The organism is Petrocella sp. (assembly GCF_059865615.1).
On the sequence record NZ_JCBCDA010000110.1, the window covers coordinates 74453 to 92430 of the forward strand.

Consider the following 17978-nt stretch of genomic DNA (forward strand, 5'->3'; position numbering starts at 1 on the left):
CAAATGTGAAAAATCAGGCTAACGGAGTCATTATGTAGAGTGCTTTACATATAAGGAGAATGCAATGAGTAGAAAACCCATAGTCGCAGTCGTTGGGCGACCCAATGTCGGCAAATCGACCATCTTTAATATGATGGCAGGCGAAAAAATCGCCATTGTACAAAATACGCCAGGTGTCACAAGAGACCGAATATATGCAGATGTAGAATGGTTGAATCATAATTTCACAATTATTGACACAGGCGGTATAGAACCTGATTCAAAGGATGTAATTTTGTCGCAAATGCGTTATCAAGCTGAAACGGCTATCGAAACGGCAGATGTAATTATGTTTGTCGTGGATGTTTTGACAGGGGTAACCGATACGGATTACAAAGTAGCTGATATGTTAAGAAAGAGTAAAAAACCAATTGTATTATGTGTTAACAAGACAGATAACTTTGACAAACTTCAGTACGATGTATTAGAGTTTTATAATCTGGGACTTGGTGAACCCATGCCATTATCTGCAGTAAACAAGATTGGCATGGGTGATCTTCTAGAAGAAATCGTCAAACACTTCTACGAACAGGTTGAAGCGGAAGAGGAAGAAGAAATAACCAAAATTGCAATCATTGGAAAACCGAATGTCGGCAAATCATCATTAATCAATAAAATCTTAGGAGAAGAACGGCATATTGTAAGTGAGCTAGCAGGGACAACACGAGACGCAATTGATTCAAGGGTTATATACGATGAAAAGGAATATATTTTTATTGATACTGCCGGACTCAGGCGTAAAAATAAAATTAAAGAAGAGATTGAAAAGTATAGTATTATACGTGCGGTGGCGGCAATTGAAAAGGCAGATATTGTTATACTTATGATTGATGCCGTTCTGGGCATTACGGAACAAGATGCAAAAATAGCTGGCATCGCACACGATCGAGGAAAAGGTGCAATAATTGCTGTCAATAAATGGGATGCGATAGAAAAAAACGACAAGACCATGTACCGTTTCTTAGATACGATACAAGTCACCTTAGCCTATATGACGTATGCACCCATTGTGTTCATATCAGCACAAACTGGTCTTAGAATCAATAAACTCTTTGAAACCATTGAGATGGTCGTTCAGAATCAGACCCTTAGAGTACAAACCGGTGTTATAAATGATGTTCTCTATGATGCAATGGCTATGAATCAACCACCATCCGATAAAGGGAAACGTCTAAAAATCTATTATATGACACAAGTTGCAATTAAACCGCCCACTTTTGTCCTTTTTGTCAATGATAAGGAATTGGCACATTTTTCATATATAAGGTATATAGAGAATAAGTTAAGAGATGCATTTGGTTTTAAGGGTACACCTCTTAAAATGTTGATTCGGGAAAGAAAAGAAGATTAATGGCTCGGCTTAAGAAAGGAAAGGTATTATGTCTTATTTAATCAGTATTATTATGGGGTATTTTTTAGGATGCTTTCAAACAGCGTATATTGTTGCTAAAAGAACTAAACATATTGACATTAGGGAACATGGAAGTGGGAATTCCGGTACAACCAATGCCATTAGAGTTTTGGGATGGAAGTTAGGAATGTTGACTTTTGTGGGCGATATATTAAAGGCTGTTTTAGCGGTCATCATAGCTAGAACGTTATTTGAATCTCAATTAGCAGGACTCTATGCTGGTGCAGGTGTTATCATTGGTCATAATTGGCCTTTTGTTTTGAAGTTTAAGGGTGGAAAAGGTATTGCCTCAACACTTGGTATGTTGCTTGCATTTGATTGGCGTATTGGTTTGGTTGTTTGGGCAGTTGCATCTTTAGCCATTTATCTGACCAGATATGTTTCATTAGGTTCTATACTTTTAGTAACCATTATGCCCATTGGCGTTTTCATACTTTATCCAGGTGGGACACAAGAAGTGATTATAACATCCATTCTAGCTATCGTTGCCATATATAGACACAAGGCTAATATCGGCCGTCTAATTCGAGGCGAAGAAAATAAGCTGGGTGTAAAAAAACAGGCAACTTAGGAGGTTTATTATGAAAGTGAGCATACTGGGTGCCGGTAGTTGGGGCATTGCCCTGGCTATGCTACTGAATGAAAACAATCATGAAGTAGCGGTGTGGTCGATTGTAGATGAAGAAGTCAAAATGTTGAATCAACATCATGAACACTTACACAATCTTCCCGGAATTAAAATAGATGAGACTATTCTCATTACAAACGATATAAAAAAAGCTGTGATTGGATCAGACATGGTTATATTTGCCGTACCTTCAAGATATGTTAGAAGCACGGCAATTATGGTACGAGAATATATAAAACCAAGCCAAATTATACTTAATGTAGGTAAGGGGCTAGAAGATAAAACATTGTTTACTCTAGCCGAGGTTATAGAGGATGTCATTCATACCAACCCTATAGCCGTACTCTCCGGACCCAGTCATGCAGAAGAAGTGGCCAGGAAAATACCAACTTCCGTAGTAGCCGCATCTAAAGATGAGCGCATTGTAAAAAAAGTACAAGAAACATTTATGAATCAATTTTTTAGAGTTTATGGAAGTTCGGATGTCTTAGGTGTTGAAATCGGAGGCGCACTGAAAAATGTTATTGCACTAGCAGCAGGTATTTCAGATGGACTTGGGTTTGGTGACAATACAAAAGCGGCATTGATGACAAGAGGTATTGCTGAGATATCTAGACTTGGTCTGGCTATGGGTGGCGATATTCAGACCTTTAATGGTCTTACTGGTATAGGAGATTTGATTGTGACTTGTACAAGTGTGCATAGTCGAAACAGAAAAGCCGGTATACTTATAGGAGAAGGATTAACACTACAAGAAGCACAAAAAAAAGTGAGCATGGTTGTTGAAGGCGTCTACGCAGCTCACGCAGCAACCGCTTTGGCTGCAAAATTCGAAATAGAGCTTCCTATAATTGAACAGGTCAATGAAGTATTGTTTAACAACAAAAATCCAAGAGAAGCTGTGACAGAACTGATGTTAAGAGATCGAAAATTTGAGTCTTGATGATGATTGCTGTTTGAAAAACAATATGATAAAATCAAATAGTAAGTATCCGTAAACTACCCTTGATGGGATATGTCAAAAAATCTTAAGGAGATGTTATGCAAAAGAATTTAATCATAACCTTACTATTTTCAATTTTTATTTCTTTGTTTGCGATTCTAAATGCTTCTGCCGTACCGATTAACTTTATATTTGCCATGGTTGATATTTCTGTTGCACTTGTTATTCTAATATCTGCGAGTATAGGTGCCATTATTCTATATTCGATGGGTGCTATCAGTAAATTAAAAGCCAGAAAAACAATTAAAGAAAAAGATAAAATCATTGAAGCCTTAAAACAAGAGTTGAATGAGCTTAAATTAATTAAGGCCAATATGGAAGTGGAAATGATGTATTCAAAAGATCAACCGACTCAATTTAATACACCAATTATAGATCAAGAGGAAGAAATTCATGAATAAATGCGACACCTGTGGGGGCTGCTCTCAAACCCAAAAAAAGAATCTAGAAGGCGACAAAGTCATAATTGATTTGCTTATGGACGTTCTTGAAAGTAACAACATGTCTATGAAAAATCATGCCAATCATGTTGCTACCATGTCAAAATGGTTGGCCCAGTACTTGGGCATTGATTCAAAATTATGTGATACCATAGAACTTGCAGGAAGGTTTCATGACATTGGTATGATGAAAATACCCTCATCTCTATTTAATAAGAGAGACGCTTTGACTGTAGAGGATTGGAATCAGTTCAAAAAGCATCCGGAATACGGTTATGAAATCTTAAATAAGTATCCGGAGTTAAACGAAGTGGCTCAAATTGTCTTAGAACATCATGAATGGTTTGATGGTACAGGTTATCCGAGTGGCTATTTAAGTAATGAGATACATTTAGGTGCAAGAATCGTAGGATTATGTGAAACCATCGATCATATGTCAACAAAAAAACCATATAAAGATGCTACTGATTTTAAGACGATTGAAGAAGAAATCAGACAAAAATCAGGAACCCAATTTGACCCTTGGTTGGTTATGCATATTAAGGAATTAATAATTGTATGGCAAGAAACCTTGAGTGGTATGTAGATATATTTTTTTGGAAACCTTGTAAAATCAATGTTTTTGTGGTATAATTATTTAAAATTAAAGTTGTGATTAAGATAAGAGTGGGCTTTTGGTCCACTCTTTATATTTGAGTTGGTTAATCGTTGGAAAGGAAGTGGCCGTTTGGCAAATAAAGATCGAATTGAAAAATTAGTAGAAACACTACTTGAGCCCATATTAAAAGAAAATGGTGTAACACTGGTAGATGTAGACTATGTAAGGGAACTTGGACATTTTTATTTACGTGTCTATATCGATAAAGAGGGCGGTGTTACCATCAAGGATTGTGAACATGTAAGTAAAGCCTTGGAAGTGGTACTGGATGAAAAAGATCCTATTCAAGACCCTTATATTTTAGAAGTCAGCTCTCCGGGATTGGATCGACCTTTGAAAAAGGATAAAGACTTTGAGAGAAGTATCGGTAAAGATGTAGAAATGAAACTTTATAAAGCACTTAATGGACATAAGGAATTTTTAGGGATGCTTGTATCTTATAATAAGACAGAAATCGTATTAAAAATGAATGACCAAGAGCGTGTTTTTAACAGGAGCGATATAGCGCTTATCAGGCTTTCTGTCGTATTTTAATTAAATTCAAGGAGGATTAAATCATGAATGCTGAGTTTATTCAAGCATTGGCACAAATCGAAAAAGAGAAGGGCATCAGTAAAGAGGTCCTAATAGAGGCAATTGAAAATTCCTTAATTACAGCCTGCAAAAATAATTTCGGTGCATCTACGAATGTTAAAGTTATCATAGACCAAGAAGACGGGGATGTATCTGTTTACTCTGAAAAAAAAATTGTAGAAATCGTTGACAACGATCAAATCGAAATCAGTCTAGAGGAAGCCGTTGAATACAGTCCGGATTACGAAATTGGTGATATTGTTCAAATTGAGATTACACCTAAGAATTTTGGTCGTATTGCAGCACAGAAAGCAAAACAAGTTGTGGTGCAAAAAATCCGTGAGGCTGAGAGAGATGTACTTTTCAATCAATACATTTCTAAAGAAAAAGAAGTTGTAACCGGAATAATTCAGAGAGAAAACAAGGGTAATGTGGTCGTTAATTTGGGTAAGATTGATGCCATTATGGCTGAAAAAGAATGTATACCAGGTGAAACATATAACACCAATGAAAGGCTAAAAGTCTATGTCGTAGAAGTTAAAGATTCAACAAAAGGTCCTAAAGTATATGTTTCAAGGACCCATCCGGAGTTGATAAAACGTCTTTTCGAACAAGAGGTACCTGAAGTCCATGATGGCGTAGTGGAAATAAAATCCGTATCAAGAGAAGCAGGTTCTAGGACGAAAATTGCAGTACATTCAAACAATTCAGATGTTGACCCCGTAGGCTCTTGCGTAGGACATAATGGTTCTAGAGTCGGCATCATTGTTCATGAGCTTAAAGGAGAAAAGATTGACATTATCCCATGGAGTGAAAAGTCAGAAGTTTATATAGCTGCAGCTCTGAGCCCTTCCAAAGTTGTTAAGGTTGTGGTGGATGAGACACATAAAAGTGCAAAAGTTGTTGTACCGGATTATCAACTATCATTGGCAATTGGTAAAGAAGGTCAAAATGCAAGACTTGCTGCAAAATTAACAGGCTATCGAATTGATATTAAAAGTGAGACGCAAGCAAAAGAAACAAATTTTATGGCACTTGATGAGAAACCGGTCAATCCTTTTGAACAGTTTTTAGAACAAACCAATCTAGATAACGAAGAAGATACTGAAACAGGTACTGATTTGTTTGATAAGGAGTAGGTGAAATGGCAAAAAAATTACCTATGAGAAAATGCTTAGGTTGTCTAATGATGCAAGAGAAGAAGTCTTTAATCAGGGTTGTTCGATCAAATGAAGGTGTTTACGATATCGATCTTACCGGTAAAAAAAATGGACGTGGCGCCTATGTTTGTAAAAAAGTGGATTGCTTTAATAAAGCTGAAAAATCCAAAGGCTTAGAGCGTGCTTTTAAAGAGAAAATACCAACAGGCGTTTATGATGCTTTACGTAAGGAGATCGAAGACGTTGAATAATATATTTTCAATGATTGGATTAGCTATGAAAGCTGGGAAAGTATTGTCAGGAGAATTTAGCGTTGAAACAGGGATTAAAAACAATAGTGTTTTTCTATGTATAATAGCCACTGACGCCTCAGACAATACAAAGAAAAAATTCACCAATATGTGTGCTTATCGCCAGATCAAATTGATTATACTGGGTGATAAAACAAGCTTAGGAAAAGCCATCGGAAAGGAATACCGTGCGACAGTCGGTATTGTTGATGAGGGATTTACCAACGCTATATTATCTAAGGTTGGTGAGCAAGCATAACAATAAATCGGAGGTAAGTGAATGTCGAAAATAAGAGTATATGAGTTAGCTAAAGAATTAGATGTAACCAATAAGGCTTTAATAGAGATTCTTAGGAACTTGAAAGTGGATATAAAAAATCACATGAGTTCTTTAACAGAAGAAGAATACAATGTAATACTAGATCATTATAAAAAAGGTAAAAAAGAAGATGAAAACTCAAAACCAGAAGAAGGAAATACTATTGAATCAGCTGAGGATGAGATACAAAAAAAAACCAATAAAAAACGACATAAGAATGTGGAAGAAGTCGTAGAAGAAAAAGAATTTATCGAATTACCTGAAAGTGTTATGGTTAGTTTGTTAGCTGATAAACTTGAGCTACAGGTTTCGGATATTATAAAAATACTAATGAACCGTGGTATTATGGCAACAGCCAATCAGGAAATCCCTTTTGAACTTGCAGAAGAAATAGCTATGGAACATGAAATGCTCGTCGTTAGAGAACCCGAAAAAAATATTGTTGAGTTATTCTTTGAAGACAAAGATTTGGTGGACCGAGAAGAAGATTTGATAAAACGTTCTCCAGTTGTTGTTGTCATGGGTCATGTTGACCATGGTAAAACCTCACTACTTGACGCACTTAGAGAATCAAACGTGACTGAAAAAGAACATGGTGGTATTACCCAGCACATTGGTGCATCGGTCGTATCCCTTGATGGGGGAGAAAGCATAACATTTTTAGACACACCGGGACACGAAGCTTTTACAGCTATGCGTTTACGTGGAGCAATGGCAACGGACATTGCAATTTTGGTTGTTGCTGCGGATGATGGTGTTATGCCACAAACCGTTGAAGCCATTAATCATGCTAAAGCAGCCGGCGTTCAAATCATTGTTGCAGTTAATAAAATTGATAAACCAGGAGCTAACCCTGACCGTGTATTACAAGAACTGGTAGAATATGGTCTTATTGCTGAAGCTTGGGGTGGTGACACCATTTGTGTTCAAGTCTCTGCACTAGAGCACACGAACCTTGAAGAATTATTGGAAATGATTGTACTTGTGGCTGAAGTGGAGGATTATAAAGCAAATCCAAGCAGAAAAGCAAGGGGTACCATTATTGAAGCTCAGCTGGATAAAGGAAGAGGACCTGTTGCCACAGTATTGATTCAAAACGGAACCTTATCAGTTGGAGACGCAATTATTGCCGGTCCTGCCTACGGACGTATTAGGGCTATGGTAGATGATAAAGGACGACGTGTGAAATCAGCAGGACCATCAACGCCAGTAGAAATACTTGGTTTGTCAGAAGTACCAACCGCAGGTGATGCCTTTTTTACCGCAAAAGATGAAAAACAAGCCAGACAGTTAGCGAATAAAGTAGTGGATCAATCCAGAGAAAAAATGATTCAGACAACGCCTCAAAAAGTGACACTTGATGATCTCTTCCATCAGATTCAAGTTGGTGAGATGAAAGAATTAAATGTTATTGTAAAAGCGGATGTTCAAGGATCCGTAGAAGCCGTCAAGCAAAGTCTTATGAAACTGTCTAATGAAGAAGTGGTTATTCATGTGCTACACGGTGGTGTAGGTGCGGTCACGGAAACAGATGTTATGTTAGCTTCTGCATCTAATGCCATAATTATTGGTTTTAATGTGCGACCTGAATCCAGTGCAACTGCAGCTGCTGCTCGAGAGCAGATAGATCTTAGATTATACCGAGTTATCTATAATGCGATTGAAGATATTCAAGCAGCTATGACAGGTATGCTAGATCCTATCTATGAAGAAAAAGTATTAGGCCATATTGAGATTAGACAAACATTTAAAGTATCCGGAGTCGGTACTATAGGCGGTGGTTTTGTACTTGATGGTAAAGTTGTTCGTAATTCAAGCGTACGCTTGATACGTGACGGTATCGTAATCTATGAAGGCGCTTTGGCATCTCTTAAGAGATTTAAGGATGATGTAAAAGAAGTCAATACTGGCTATGAATGTGGTGTGATGCTAGATAAGTACAATGACCTTCGAGACGGTGATGTTGTTGAAGCATTTGCTATGGTGGAAATACCTAGAAAGTAAAGGTGAAATAATGAAAAAAAACAGCAATAGACTAATAAGAATTAATCAAGAAGTTAAACATGACTTGACGACAATTCTAAGAGAAGATATAAAAGATCCTAGAGTAAGTTCACTTACTTCAATAGTAAAAGTAGATGTTACAGCCGACTTAAAGTTTTGTAAGGTTTATGTTAGTGTCATGGGTGATGCATCGGACCAAAAAGAAACTATAGAAGGACTTAAAAGTTCTGCAGGTCATATCAGAAGCGAGCTTGCCCATAGAACAAATCTTAGAAATACGCCACAATTGTCCTTTATATTGGACCATTCCATTGAATATGGTGTTGAAATATCTGCACTCATAGATAAAGTCGTACAGACAGACCAAGATAAAGAAGTAGAAGATGATATTGAAACGGAAAATATAGAAAATGAAATAGAAGCAATTGAAGATAAAGAGGTTCATGAATGAAATTAGGTACATTAGTAGATTTGGCTAAAAAATACCAGAACATATGCCTACTAGGACATATTTACCCGGATGGTGATTGCGTTGGTGCGACATTAGGCTTGGCTATGCTTTTGGAAAAATATGATGTGTCATCTAGGGTGCTACTAAAAGATTTACCGGATCAATATAATTTTTTGCCGGTATCTCGTTATGTCAGCAATCATATGGCAGAACCGGCGGATTTGATTATATCATTAGATGCCAGTGATCCTGAAAGACTAGGTACATTTGGCCAGCTCCTTACAAGTGGAAAGAAAGTGGTCAACATAGATCATCATGTAAGTAATACTATGTTTGGAGATTATAATTATGTGGATGTAGAAGCCAGTTCAACGAGTGAAATGGTGTTTCAGATGGTTGAAGACTTTTCTGTCATGGATGTAGATATTGCTAAAGCCCTTTATACCGGTATTCTCTTTGATACCGGTGGTTTTAAGCATAGCAACACCAAACCTTCCACCCATTTGGCTGCAGCTAAGCTTATATCTTATGGGTTTGATTTTTCAGCGTTGATTCACAAGCTATTTGACGAAAAACCTTTAAAGGCTTTTAAGGCACAAGGATTAGCTTTTGAAAGAGCGCGTACCTATATGAATAATAAGATTCTTGTATGCTATTTGAATATGGAAGATTATAAAACTTTTGGTATTGAGAAATCCGATACTGAAAGCATCGTTCACTATATGAACAATGTTGAAGGTATTGAGGTTGCTATCTTTTTCTATGCTATTGATGAGGATACCTATAAAATAAGCCTCCGTTCAAAAGGTACCGTAGATGTTTGCAAGGTTGCTATGAATTTTGGCGGTGGCGGCCATCAAAAAGCTTCCGGTGCAAGTATAAAGGCATCCCTTGAAGACGCTATTTTGGCTGTTACAAAAGTTGTTTCATTACAGTTAGAAAAGAAAAAATGAGGTAAGATATGTATAATGGTATTATCAACGTATACAAAGAGAAAGACTTTACTTCTCATGATGTTGTGGCTATTTTAAGAGGTATTCTGGGACAAAAGAAGATCGGGCATACGGGTACTTTGGACCCTCAAGCAGTAGGCATTTTACCTGTTTGTCTTGGAAAAGCAACTAAAGTAGCCGATTTATTAACAGATAAAGACAAAACTTATAAAACACTTTTTAAGCTGGGTGAAGAAACAGATACTCAAGATTATACGGGTAAAATTATTGATAAAAAACCTTATTCAGTAGACAATACTACAATTTTAGAAACAATTAAAAGTTTCGTTGGTGACCATGATCAGTTACCACCCATGTATTCCGCCATCAAAATTGATGGCAGAAAGCTTTACGATTTGGCTAGATCAGGTCAGACCATTGAACGAAAAAAAAGACGGATTAGAATATATGACATTTATGACATTCAGATAGATTTACCGTTTATTAAAATGACGGTTCATTGTAAGAAAGGCACTTACATTCGTACCTTATGTCGTGATATTAGTGAAGCTCTAGGCACCTGTGGCCATATGGTTGAATTAGAAAGAACGGCATCGGGCATTTTTACAAAAGAAACGGCCTTGACCCTTGAAGATATTAAAAAACTCGTTCATGATAACAAAATATCCGAAGCCATCGTTCCGGTCGATACTTTATTCAGTCATTATCAACGACTTGTAATAAATCCGGATTATAATCTTATGCTATATAATGGAAACAAGCTACCTTTAGAAGCTATTATGAATTATAATACAAACAAGGTCGTGGACAAGACATGTTATAACGTATATAATAATGAAGGCGATTATATGGGCATATATGAGTGGTTATCCCAAAAAAATCAATTAATGCCAGTTATTTTTTTTTGTATACGTCATTAAGAGAGGTAATATAAATGAAAACAATTTTACAAACCAATGTTTTTGAATTGCCACAATGTATCGTTGTTTTTGGTAATTTTGACGGTGTCCATAAAGGCCATCAATTGTTGATACAGGAGGCACTTAAAAAAAGTAAAGAATTGGGCATACCATCTGCTTTATTCACCTTTAGACCTCATCCAATATTTGTTGTTATGGGAAAGCCGGAAGAGGACATTATTTTCACACCTGAAGAAAAGAAAAAAGTTGTTGAAGATATGGGTGTGGATTACTATATTGAATATCCTTTTACAATGGATGTAGCCAATATGGCTGCTGAGGTTTTTGTAGAAGAAGTGATATATAAAGAACTTCACGCAAAATATGTGGTTGTTGGTGTGGATTTTAAGTTCGGTAAAGGCCGTAGCGGAAGCATACCTCTATTAGAATCTTTGGGTAGAACCTATGGTTTTAAAGTTATTGCCTTTGAAAAGCTATGTGATCATCACCGAGTTATTAGCAGTACATGGCTTCGCCAAGAGATTAAAAAGGGTCATATGGAGGCATTTAGAGCATTAACAGGCAGAGAATTTATTGTTATTGGAAAAGTGGAACATGGCAGATCTATCGGTAGAACCATTGGTTTTCCAACGGCCAATGTGGCTATATCACCTTCAAAAATATTACCGCCACATGGTGTCTATGCTTCCTATACAACAGTCAAGGGCATACGCTATAAAAGTATTACGAACGTTGGTCCAAAACCAGCCTCAATTTCAGGTGAAATGGTGGTTGAAACCTATATACTGGATTTCGATGAAATGATTTATGGTGAAACTCTTCTTATTGAAATGATCCATTTCCTAAGAGAAGCTTATAAGTTAAAATCATTAGATCATTTGAAGTCTCTTATTCAAGAAGACCTTAAGGACTTGGATAACTATTTTAAGACCTTAATAAATGGTTAAGGTCTCAAAACTATATAGTTGAACTTTTGCATACAATATATAGTAATGAATGCATCAACGTAATCTATATTTTGTATGTAAATTTAGTGAAACTTAGTTTTGACCCTTTAACCATTAATAGATAAAGCATAAAATCTGATTTACAATCAAAAACACTTATGTTATTATATACTATGTACCTGAGCCGTTGCTCGGATATTGGAGACTCCGTCCTTATCTTGGCTTTTGGCGATTAATAATAATATATCCTATGGAGGTTACAAAATGCAAACAGCAATGCCTAAAGAAAAAAAATTAGAAATCATCGCAAAATTTGGTAGAAACGAGCAAGATACCGGTTCACCAGAGGTTCAAATTGCTTTGTTAACATGGAGAATTAATCATTTGACAGAACATTTGAAAATGCATAAAAAAGATCATCACTCAAGAAGAGGTCTTTTGAAACTTGTTGGACAAAGAAGAGGTTTGTTAAAATATCTTTCAAATAAAGATATTGAATCATACCGTAACTTGATTCTAGAGTTAGGTCTAAGAAGATAATTAAAAAATAGAGCGGAGTTGATTCCGCTCTATTTTTTTCTTTCATTACAACACAAAAAGTGGTACTATAGAAATAACGAAAAAATGAAGAAACCTAGCAAGTATCCTTAGTCATTAGTTTGTGTCGTTTATTATCAATATCATTTTAATAAACGCTAGAAACTAAAGACTAAAGGGGCTAGGTACAATTGAAAGGAGACAATTATGTCTAAAATTTATTCAATGGAGCTTGCCGGTAGGACACTTAGTGTCGAAATTGGTAAAATGGCACAACTTGCAAGTGGTGCTTGTATGATTAGTTATGGTGAAACCGTAGTATTATCAACCGCAACTGCATCGGAGAAACCAAGAGAAGGTGTAGATTTTTTCCCGCTTAGTGTGGATTATGAAGAGAAACTATATTCAATTGGAAAAATACCAGGCGGCTTTATAAAAAGAGAAGGGCGTCCAACGGAGAACTCTATTTTAACTTGCAGAATTATTGACCGTCCTATTCGTCCTTTATTCCCGAAAGACTATAGAAATGAGTGTAGTATTGTCAATACAGTGATGGCCGTTGATCAAGATTGTATGCCTGAAGTTGTAGCTGCAATTGGTACATCTATTGCTTTGTCTATATCTCATATTCCTTTTATGGGACCAACCGCTTCAACTTATGTTGGACTTGTAGATGGTGAATTTGTATTCAACCCAACTTCTGCTCAAAGAGAAGCTTCTGATATGGTCCTTAATGTGGTATCAACATCAGAAAAAGTAACTATGATTGAGGCAGAAGCAAATGAAGTGTCAGAAGAAATTATAATTGAAGCAATTGCTATGGCTCATGAGTTGAATACAGAAATTTGTGCTTGGATTAAAGATATCCAACTTAAAGAAGGTAAGCCAAAGCAAGCTTATACAGATGCATCTGTCCCCGAAGAAATTATGACAGCACTTAAAGACGTTATTGGTGATGCGCGAATAGAAGAGGCTGTCTATGTAGAAGATAAAAGTGAACGTTTTGCCCGCATTGATGCTCTTAAAGATGAAATGCTTGCCATCATAGAAGCGGATGAAACAAAATCAACATGGAAACATTGGTTGGATGAAGCTTTTTATCAGTATCAGAAGAAAACTGTACGTCGTTTGATCTTAAAAGAGCATAAACGTCCGGATGGTCGTGGAATAGATGAAATAAGAACACTGAGTGCTGAAATAGATATCCTTCCTAGGGTCCATGGATCGGCATTGTTCACAAGAGGCGAAACACAAGCCCTTACCATAACAACTTTGGCGCCATTATCAGATAGACAAAGAGTCGATGCCCTTGATGAATTGACAGAAGACAAACGTTATATGCATCATTATAACTTCCCTTCATATTCAGTAGGAGAGAGCAGACCTTCAAGAGGTCCGGGGCGACGTGAGATTGGTCATGGTGCTTTAGCAGAAAAAGCCTTACTACCGGTACTGCCATCAGAAAGCGAATTTCCATATGCCATCAGAACCGTCTCAGAGATCTTAAGTTCTAACGGCTCTACCTCACAAGCCAGTATTTGTGCCAGCTCATTATCACTAATGGCTGCAGGTGTTCCACTAAAAGCGCCGGTTGCGGGTATCTCATGTGGACTTGTTATAGGTGATAATGAAAATGATTTCATATTATTAACGGATATTCAAGGACTTGAAGACTTTTTTGGCGATATGGATTTTAAAGTTGCCGGAACTGAAAAAGGCATTACAGCGATACAACTTGATATGAAACTTTTAGGTATATCACAAGAAGTCATTGAAGGTGCTATATATCAAACGAAAAAAGCAAGAATGGTCATCTTAAATGATGTTATGAATAAAACCATCAGTGAAGGTAGATCAGAACTTGCACCGACAGCACCAAAGATCATTCAGACGCAAATCAATCCCGAAAAAATTGGTGAGGTTGTTGGTCCAAGAGGTAAGGTAATCAACAAAATCATCGAAGACACTGGCGTATCCATTGATATTGAAGATGATGGTCGTGTATTTATTTGTGGTGTTGATACGGAAGCAGCCAATGAAGCAAAACGTATTGTTGAAACCATAGCAAATGGTGTTCAAGTGGGTGCGATTTATGAGGGAAAAGTGGTTAGAATCACAACTTTTGGAGCCTTTGTAGAACTAATTCCAGGTAAAGACGGTTTGGTCCACATATCAAAAATTGCAAAAGAACGTGTTACTAAAGTAGAAGACGTACTTAGTGAAGGTCAAATTGTAAAAGTTAAGGTAACGGAAGTGGATGCTCAAGGTAGAATCAATCTGTCAATGAAAGCATTACTCGAAGATTAACGTTTAGTAAAAGACTGGGACCTTACCAATCACAAAGTTGGTAAGGTCTTTTAATTTAAAAATCAGAATGCAATATGGAGGACAAATGATAAAAACCACTACTTTGGATAACAGCATCACGTTGGTTTATGAACCTTTAGAATTTGTAAAATCCGTTTCAATAGGTATATGGATACGTAATGGATCTATAGATGAGACGCCTGAAAACAATGGTATTTCTCATTTTATAGAGCATATGATGTTCAAAGGTTCAAGCAAAAGAAATGCAAAAGAAATTGCGGATGAGATGGCTAGAATCGGTGGTCATATAAATGCTTTTACTGCCAAAGAATATACCTGTTATTATGCCCATACTTTGGATGAGCATTTAGAAACAGCTATCGATGTACTTTCAGATATGTTGACGCACCCTGAATTCAAGCTTGAAGAAATCAAAAAAGAGAAGGGCGTTATATTAGAAGAAATCGCCATGTCTGAGGATGCACCTGAAGATATTGTTCATGATCAATTGGAAAACGAAGTGTTTAAGCCTTCAAGATTATCTATGGATATACTGGGTACCCGCGAAAATATAAGAGGTTTTACACGTGAAAAACTATTTGAATATATGAATTGCCATTATGTAGCAAAAAATATAGTGATTGCTGTTGTAGGCGCCTTTGATGAAGAACAGGTAATTGAGTTATTAAACACGGCTTTTAAAGATACTTCAACTCAAGCGCCACCGGTTCGTAACCTTGATTTTACAAGAGAGGCAACCTTTATTTTCAAAGAAAAAGATATCGAGCAGATTCATATGGTGATCAACTTTCCTAGTATATCCTATAAGAATGAAGCCATTTTTGTTTTATCAGTTCTTAATACAATCATAGGCGGTGGCATTAATTCAAAGCTTTTTATGGGTATAAGGGAAGATAAGGGCTTAACCTATTCCATTTATTCTTATGATGAGTCCTATGAAGCAACAGGTATGTTTAATATTTATGCTGCTTTTAACCCTTCTCAAGCCGATGACGTAATTGTTAATACATTAAAAGAACTCAATACATTTATTGAAGAAGGTATTGATGAAGATAGTTTAGATAAAATCAAAGAACAAATCAAATGTAATCTAATTATCGGATACGAGAATATGAACAATCGTATGTCCAATTATGGTAAAGGCATGTTGATGCAACAACGTATAAAAACCCAAGAGGAAATCGTAGAAGCGATTGATGCTGTTACCGTTGAAGCAATAATGACTATGGCACGTGACATATTTTTGGATCCAAGTATCAGTTTATCAATTGTTGGACATCTAAAAGATATTAACCAAGAAAGGATCATCGCATTATGCAAAAAATTAAAGTATATGTAGAACAAACAGAAGAAGGCAAAGATTTACCCCTACCAAAGTACATGAGCGAACAAGCAGCGGGATTGGATTTATTTGCTGCTGTTGTTGAAGATGTTATCTTGAAAAAAGGTGAAATAAAACTGGTTCCAACAGGGCTTAAGATTGCACTCCCAGATACCTATGAAGCTCAAATTCGACCAAGAAGTGGGCTGGCTTTCAAACACGGGATTAGTCTTGTTAATACTCCGGGAACCATTGATGCGGATTATAGGGGAGAAATCAAAATCATTATGATTAACTTCGGGGAAGAAGACTTTACCATTAAGCGTGGTGATCGTATTGCTCAAATGGTTATAAACCGTATAGATCAAATTAATTGGATACTAACAGATGCTTTGGAAGAAACCGCAAGAGGTGACGGCGGCTTTGGTCACACAGGTGTTTAGTGTGACATAAGGACAAAAAAGAGGTGAAAATCATGAATCAAGGTACGCAAGGCTACATTGATTATAGCAAACATAAGTGTCTAAAAGAGGCTTTTATAGGCGTTGTTATATTTATGACAGTATACTTAGTAGGTATCATGATTATGGGTAGTCAAAAAAGCTATTTTACAATTGTAGCTGTTTTATTGATTTTACCAACGGCTCAAAAGGCTTCACAATATTTTGCCTATAGTCCTTACAGGAGTATTTCTGATGACCTAGTTAAGGGATTAAGTGCAGACGCCTATAAAACATTGTTTGAACTACTTATAATAAGAGGTAAATCAACCTACTTCTTGGATGCGGTACTTATTGGTGACTCTTATACTTTAATTCTTTGTCTTCCTAGTAAAAAGTATAAGCAAGATCATAATCTTATTCGTCAATCTATCCAGCACATGTTGAAAGATAAAGGCATTCAAGTAACCGTTTTATCTTATGATAAGACAAGTGAGTTGATGAATGCATTAGATACACTTGAGCTAGCATCAGATAAAACAAGCAGCAAACAAATGGTAAGTATTGAAAGGGCATTATTGCAGAATGGTATGTAATGGTCGAAATAAATATTACACCTCAAAATCAAAACCAGAGGATAGATAAGTTCATACTTAAGATATTGCCCGGTATGTCGAAAAGTTTTTGCTATAAAATGTTTCGCAAAAAAAATATTACATTAAATAAGAAAAGAATAAGTGGCCAGGAGATATGTAGAGAAGGAGATTCCATCCAAGTTTACTTTACGAAGGAAACCTATAATCACTTTGCTTTAAAAAAGATGGAAAAAAGATTTGATGAGGGTAGGATATTGGATGTGATTTATGAAGACGATGATCTTATTGTCATAAACAAGGCCGCTGGAATATTATCTCAAGATGATGGTTCCGCTTTGTCAGTAGTGGATCAAATTCGGTCCCATTATAAAGAAAAAAATCTTCAAATGGACACAGGATTCAAAATAGGGGTAAGCAATCGCCTAGATCGAAATACCACAGGTATTATCCTCTCAGCAAAATCCTTAACTATGGCTCAAAGGATAAACCTAAAGATTAAAAATCAAGAAGTAAGAAAATTATATAGGTCTATTGTAATCGGTAAACTAGATAAAGAAATAGAACTGAAAGATTACATTCAAAAAGATCACAATCACAATAAAGTACGTATAGATTCAGATGGTGATCTTATGATTCATACCCTTGTTAAACCTATTAGATGGAATGCATCTTTTACAGAATTAGAAATTGAGATTAAGACAGGCAAAACACACCAAATACGTGTCCATTTAGCATCCATCGGTCATCCAATTATTGGTGATAATAAATATGGAAATACCCACATAAATTATAGCATGAAGCATAAATATGATATAAGCCATCAGTTGCTTCATGCTTATAGTTATCAGTTTATAGAAGGGGATATAGAGCTAGATAATATACGTTATTATAAGCCATTTATTGCCGACTATCCTGACATATATAATACAATTGCAAAGGCTGTGTTTGAATGAAGGCTAA

At 36.3% G+C, this 17978-nt stretch carries 20 protein-coding genes; all 20 read left to right on the top strand.

Annotated features, from left to right (window positions below; translation table 11 throughout):
* The first annotated feature begins 64 nt into the window (after positions 1–64).
* Positions 65–1390, top strand: a complete 1326-nt coding sequence (gene der / locus AC6F8J_RS12225; protein WP_500723636.1) for a ribosome biogenesis GTPase Der — start codon at positions 65–67, stop codon at positions 1388–1390.
* A gap of 28 nt (positions 1391–1418) precedes the next feature.
* Entirely contained in the window at positions 1419–2021 is a 603-nt protein-coding gene (gene plsY / locus AC6F8J_RS12230; RefSeq protein WP_500723637.1) for a glycerol-3-phosphate 1-O-acyltransferase PlsY, read from the top strand.
* Between the two features lie 7 nt (positions 2022–2028).
* Complete coding sequence (locus AC6F8J_RS12235) at positions 2029–3021, top strand: NAD(P)H-dependent glycerol-3-phosphate dehydrogenase (protein WP_500723719.1); 993 nt, start codon at positions 2029–2031, stop codon at positions 3019–3021.
* Positions 3022–3119: 98 nt separating this feature from the next.
* Positions 3120–3482 carry a lipopolysaccharide assembly protein LapA domain-containing protein gene (locus AC6F8J_RS12240; RefSeq protein WP_500723638.1) on the top strand — a complete coding sequence of 121 codons (363 nt, stop codon included), beginning with the start codon at positions 3120–3122 and terminating at the stop codon, positions 3480–3482.
* Positions 3475–4107: an HD domain-containing phosphohydrolase gene (locus AC6F8J_RS12245; RefSeq protein WP_500723639.1), complete on the top strand. Its 633-nt coding sequence runs from the start codon at positions 3475–3477 to the stop codon at positions 4105–4107. Before AC6F8J_RS12240 ends, AC6F8J_RS12245 begins: the two co-directional genes overlap by 8 nt.
* 141 nt (positions 4108–4248) lie before the next feature.
* A complete protein-coding gene (gene rimP, locus AC6F8J_RS12250) occupies positions 4249–4713 on the top strand; it encodes a ribosome maturation factor RimP (protein WP_500723640.1) in 465 nt (154 codons plus the stop codon).
* A 23-nt stretch (positions 4714–4736) separates the two neighbouring features.
* The gene (gene nusA / locus AC6F8J_RS12255) at positions 4737–5891 is read left to right on the top strand and encodes a transcription termination factor NusA (protein ID WP_500723641.1); all 1155 of its coding nucleotides are present in this window, start codon (positions 4737–4739) and stop codon (positions 5889–5891) included.
* Positions 5892–5896: 5 nt separating this feature from the next.
* Positions 5897–6163 carry an RNase P modulator RnpM gene (rnpM, locus tag AC6F8J_RS12260; protein ID WP_275841294.1) on the top strand — a complete coding sequence of 89 codons (267 nt, stop codon included), beginning with the start codon at positions 5897–5899 and terminating at the stop codon, positions 6161–6163.
* Positions 6156–6461 carry a ribosomal L7Ae/L30e/S12e/Gadd45 family protein gene (locus tag AC6F8J_RS12265; RefSeq protein ID WP_500723642.1) on the top strand — a complete coding sequence of 102 codons (306 nt, stop codon included), beginning with the start codon at positions 6156–6158 and terminating at the stop codon, positions 6459–6461. Before rnpM ends, AC6F8J_RS12265 begins: the two co-directional genes overlap by 8 nt.
* Positions 6462–6482: 21 nt before the next feature.
* The gene (gene infB, locus AC6F8J_RS12270) at positions 6483–8525 is read left to right on the top strand and encodes a translation initiation factor IF-2 (protein WP_500723643.1); all 2043 of its coding nucleotides are present in this window, start codon (positions 6483–6485) and stop codon (positions 8523–8525) included.
* A 10-nt stretch (positions 8526–8535) separates the two neighbouring features.
* Entirely contained in the window at positions 8536–8976 is a 441-nt protein-coding gene (gene rbfA, locus AC6F8J_RS12275) for a 30S ribosome-binding factor RbfA (RefSeq protein ID WP_500723644.1), read from the top strand.
* A complete protein-coding gene (locus tag AC6F8J_RS12280; protein ID WP_500723645.1) occupies positions 8973–9929 on the top strand; it encodes a DHH family phosphoesterase in 957 nt (318 codons plus the stop codon). Before rbfA ends, AC6F8J_RS12280 begins: the two co-directional genes overlap by 4 nt.
* Before the next feature lie 8 nt (positions 9930–9937).
* A complete protein-coding gene (gene truB, locus AC6F8J_RS12285; RefSeq protein ID WP_500723646.1) occupies positions 9938–10849 on the top strand; it encodes a tRNA pseudouridine(55) synthase TruB in 912 nt (303 codons plus the stop codon).
* A 14-nt stretch (positions 10850–10863) separates the two neighbouring features.
* A complete protein-coding gene (gene ribF, locus AC6F8J_RS12290) occupies positions 10864–11796 on the top strand; it encodes a riboflavin biosynthesis protein RibF (RefSeq protein WP_500723647.1) in 933 nt (310 codons plus the stop codon).
* 264 nt (positions 11797–12060) lie between these two features.
* Positions 12061–12336, top strand: a complete 276-nt coding sequence (rpsO, locus tag AC6F8J_RS12295) for a 30S ribosomal protein S15 (RefSeq protein ID WP_500723648.1) — start codon at positions 12061–12063, stop codon at positions 12334–12336.
* A gap of 204 nt (positions 12337–12540) precedes the next feature.
* Entirely contained in the window at positions 12541–14640 is a 2100-nt protein-coding gene (locus AC6F8J_RS12300) for a polyribonucleotide nucleotidyltransferase (protein WP_500723649.1), read from the top strand.
* An 85-nt stretch (positions 14641–14725) separates the two neighbouring features.
* Complete coding sequence (locus AC6F8J_RS12305) at positions 14726–16000, top strand: insulinase family protein (protein ID WP_500723650.1); 1275 nt, start codon at positions 14726–14728, stop codon at positions 15998–16000.
* The gene (gene dut / locus AC6F8J_RS12310; protein ID WP_500723651.1) at positions 15976–16425 is read left to right on the top strand and encodes a dUTP diphosphatase; all 450 of its coding nucleotides are present in this window, start codon (positions 15976–15978) and stop codon (positions 16423–16425) included. The genes AC6F8J_RS12305 and dut overlap by 25 nt, the downstream gene beginning before the upstream one ends.
* A gap of 32 nt (positions 16426–16457) precedes the next feature.
* A complete protein-coding gene (locus AC6F8J_RS12315) occupies positions 16458–17018 on the top strand; it encodes a hypothetical protein (protein WP_500723652.1) in 561 nt (186 codons plus the stop codon).
* Positions 17019–17242: 224 nt separating this feature from the next.
* Positions 17243–17971: a pseudouridine synthase gene (locus tag AC6F8J_RS12320; protein WP_500723653.1), complete on the top strand. Its 729-nt coding sequence runs from the start codon at positions 17243–17245 to the stop codon at positions 17969–17971.
* Positions 17972–17978: the final 7 nt, after the last annotated feature.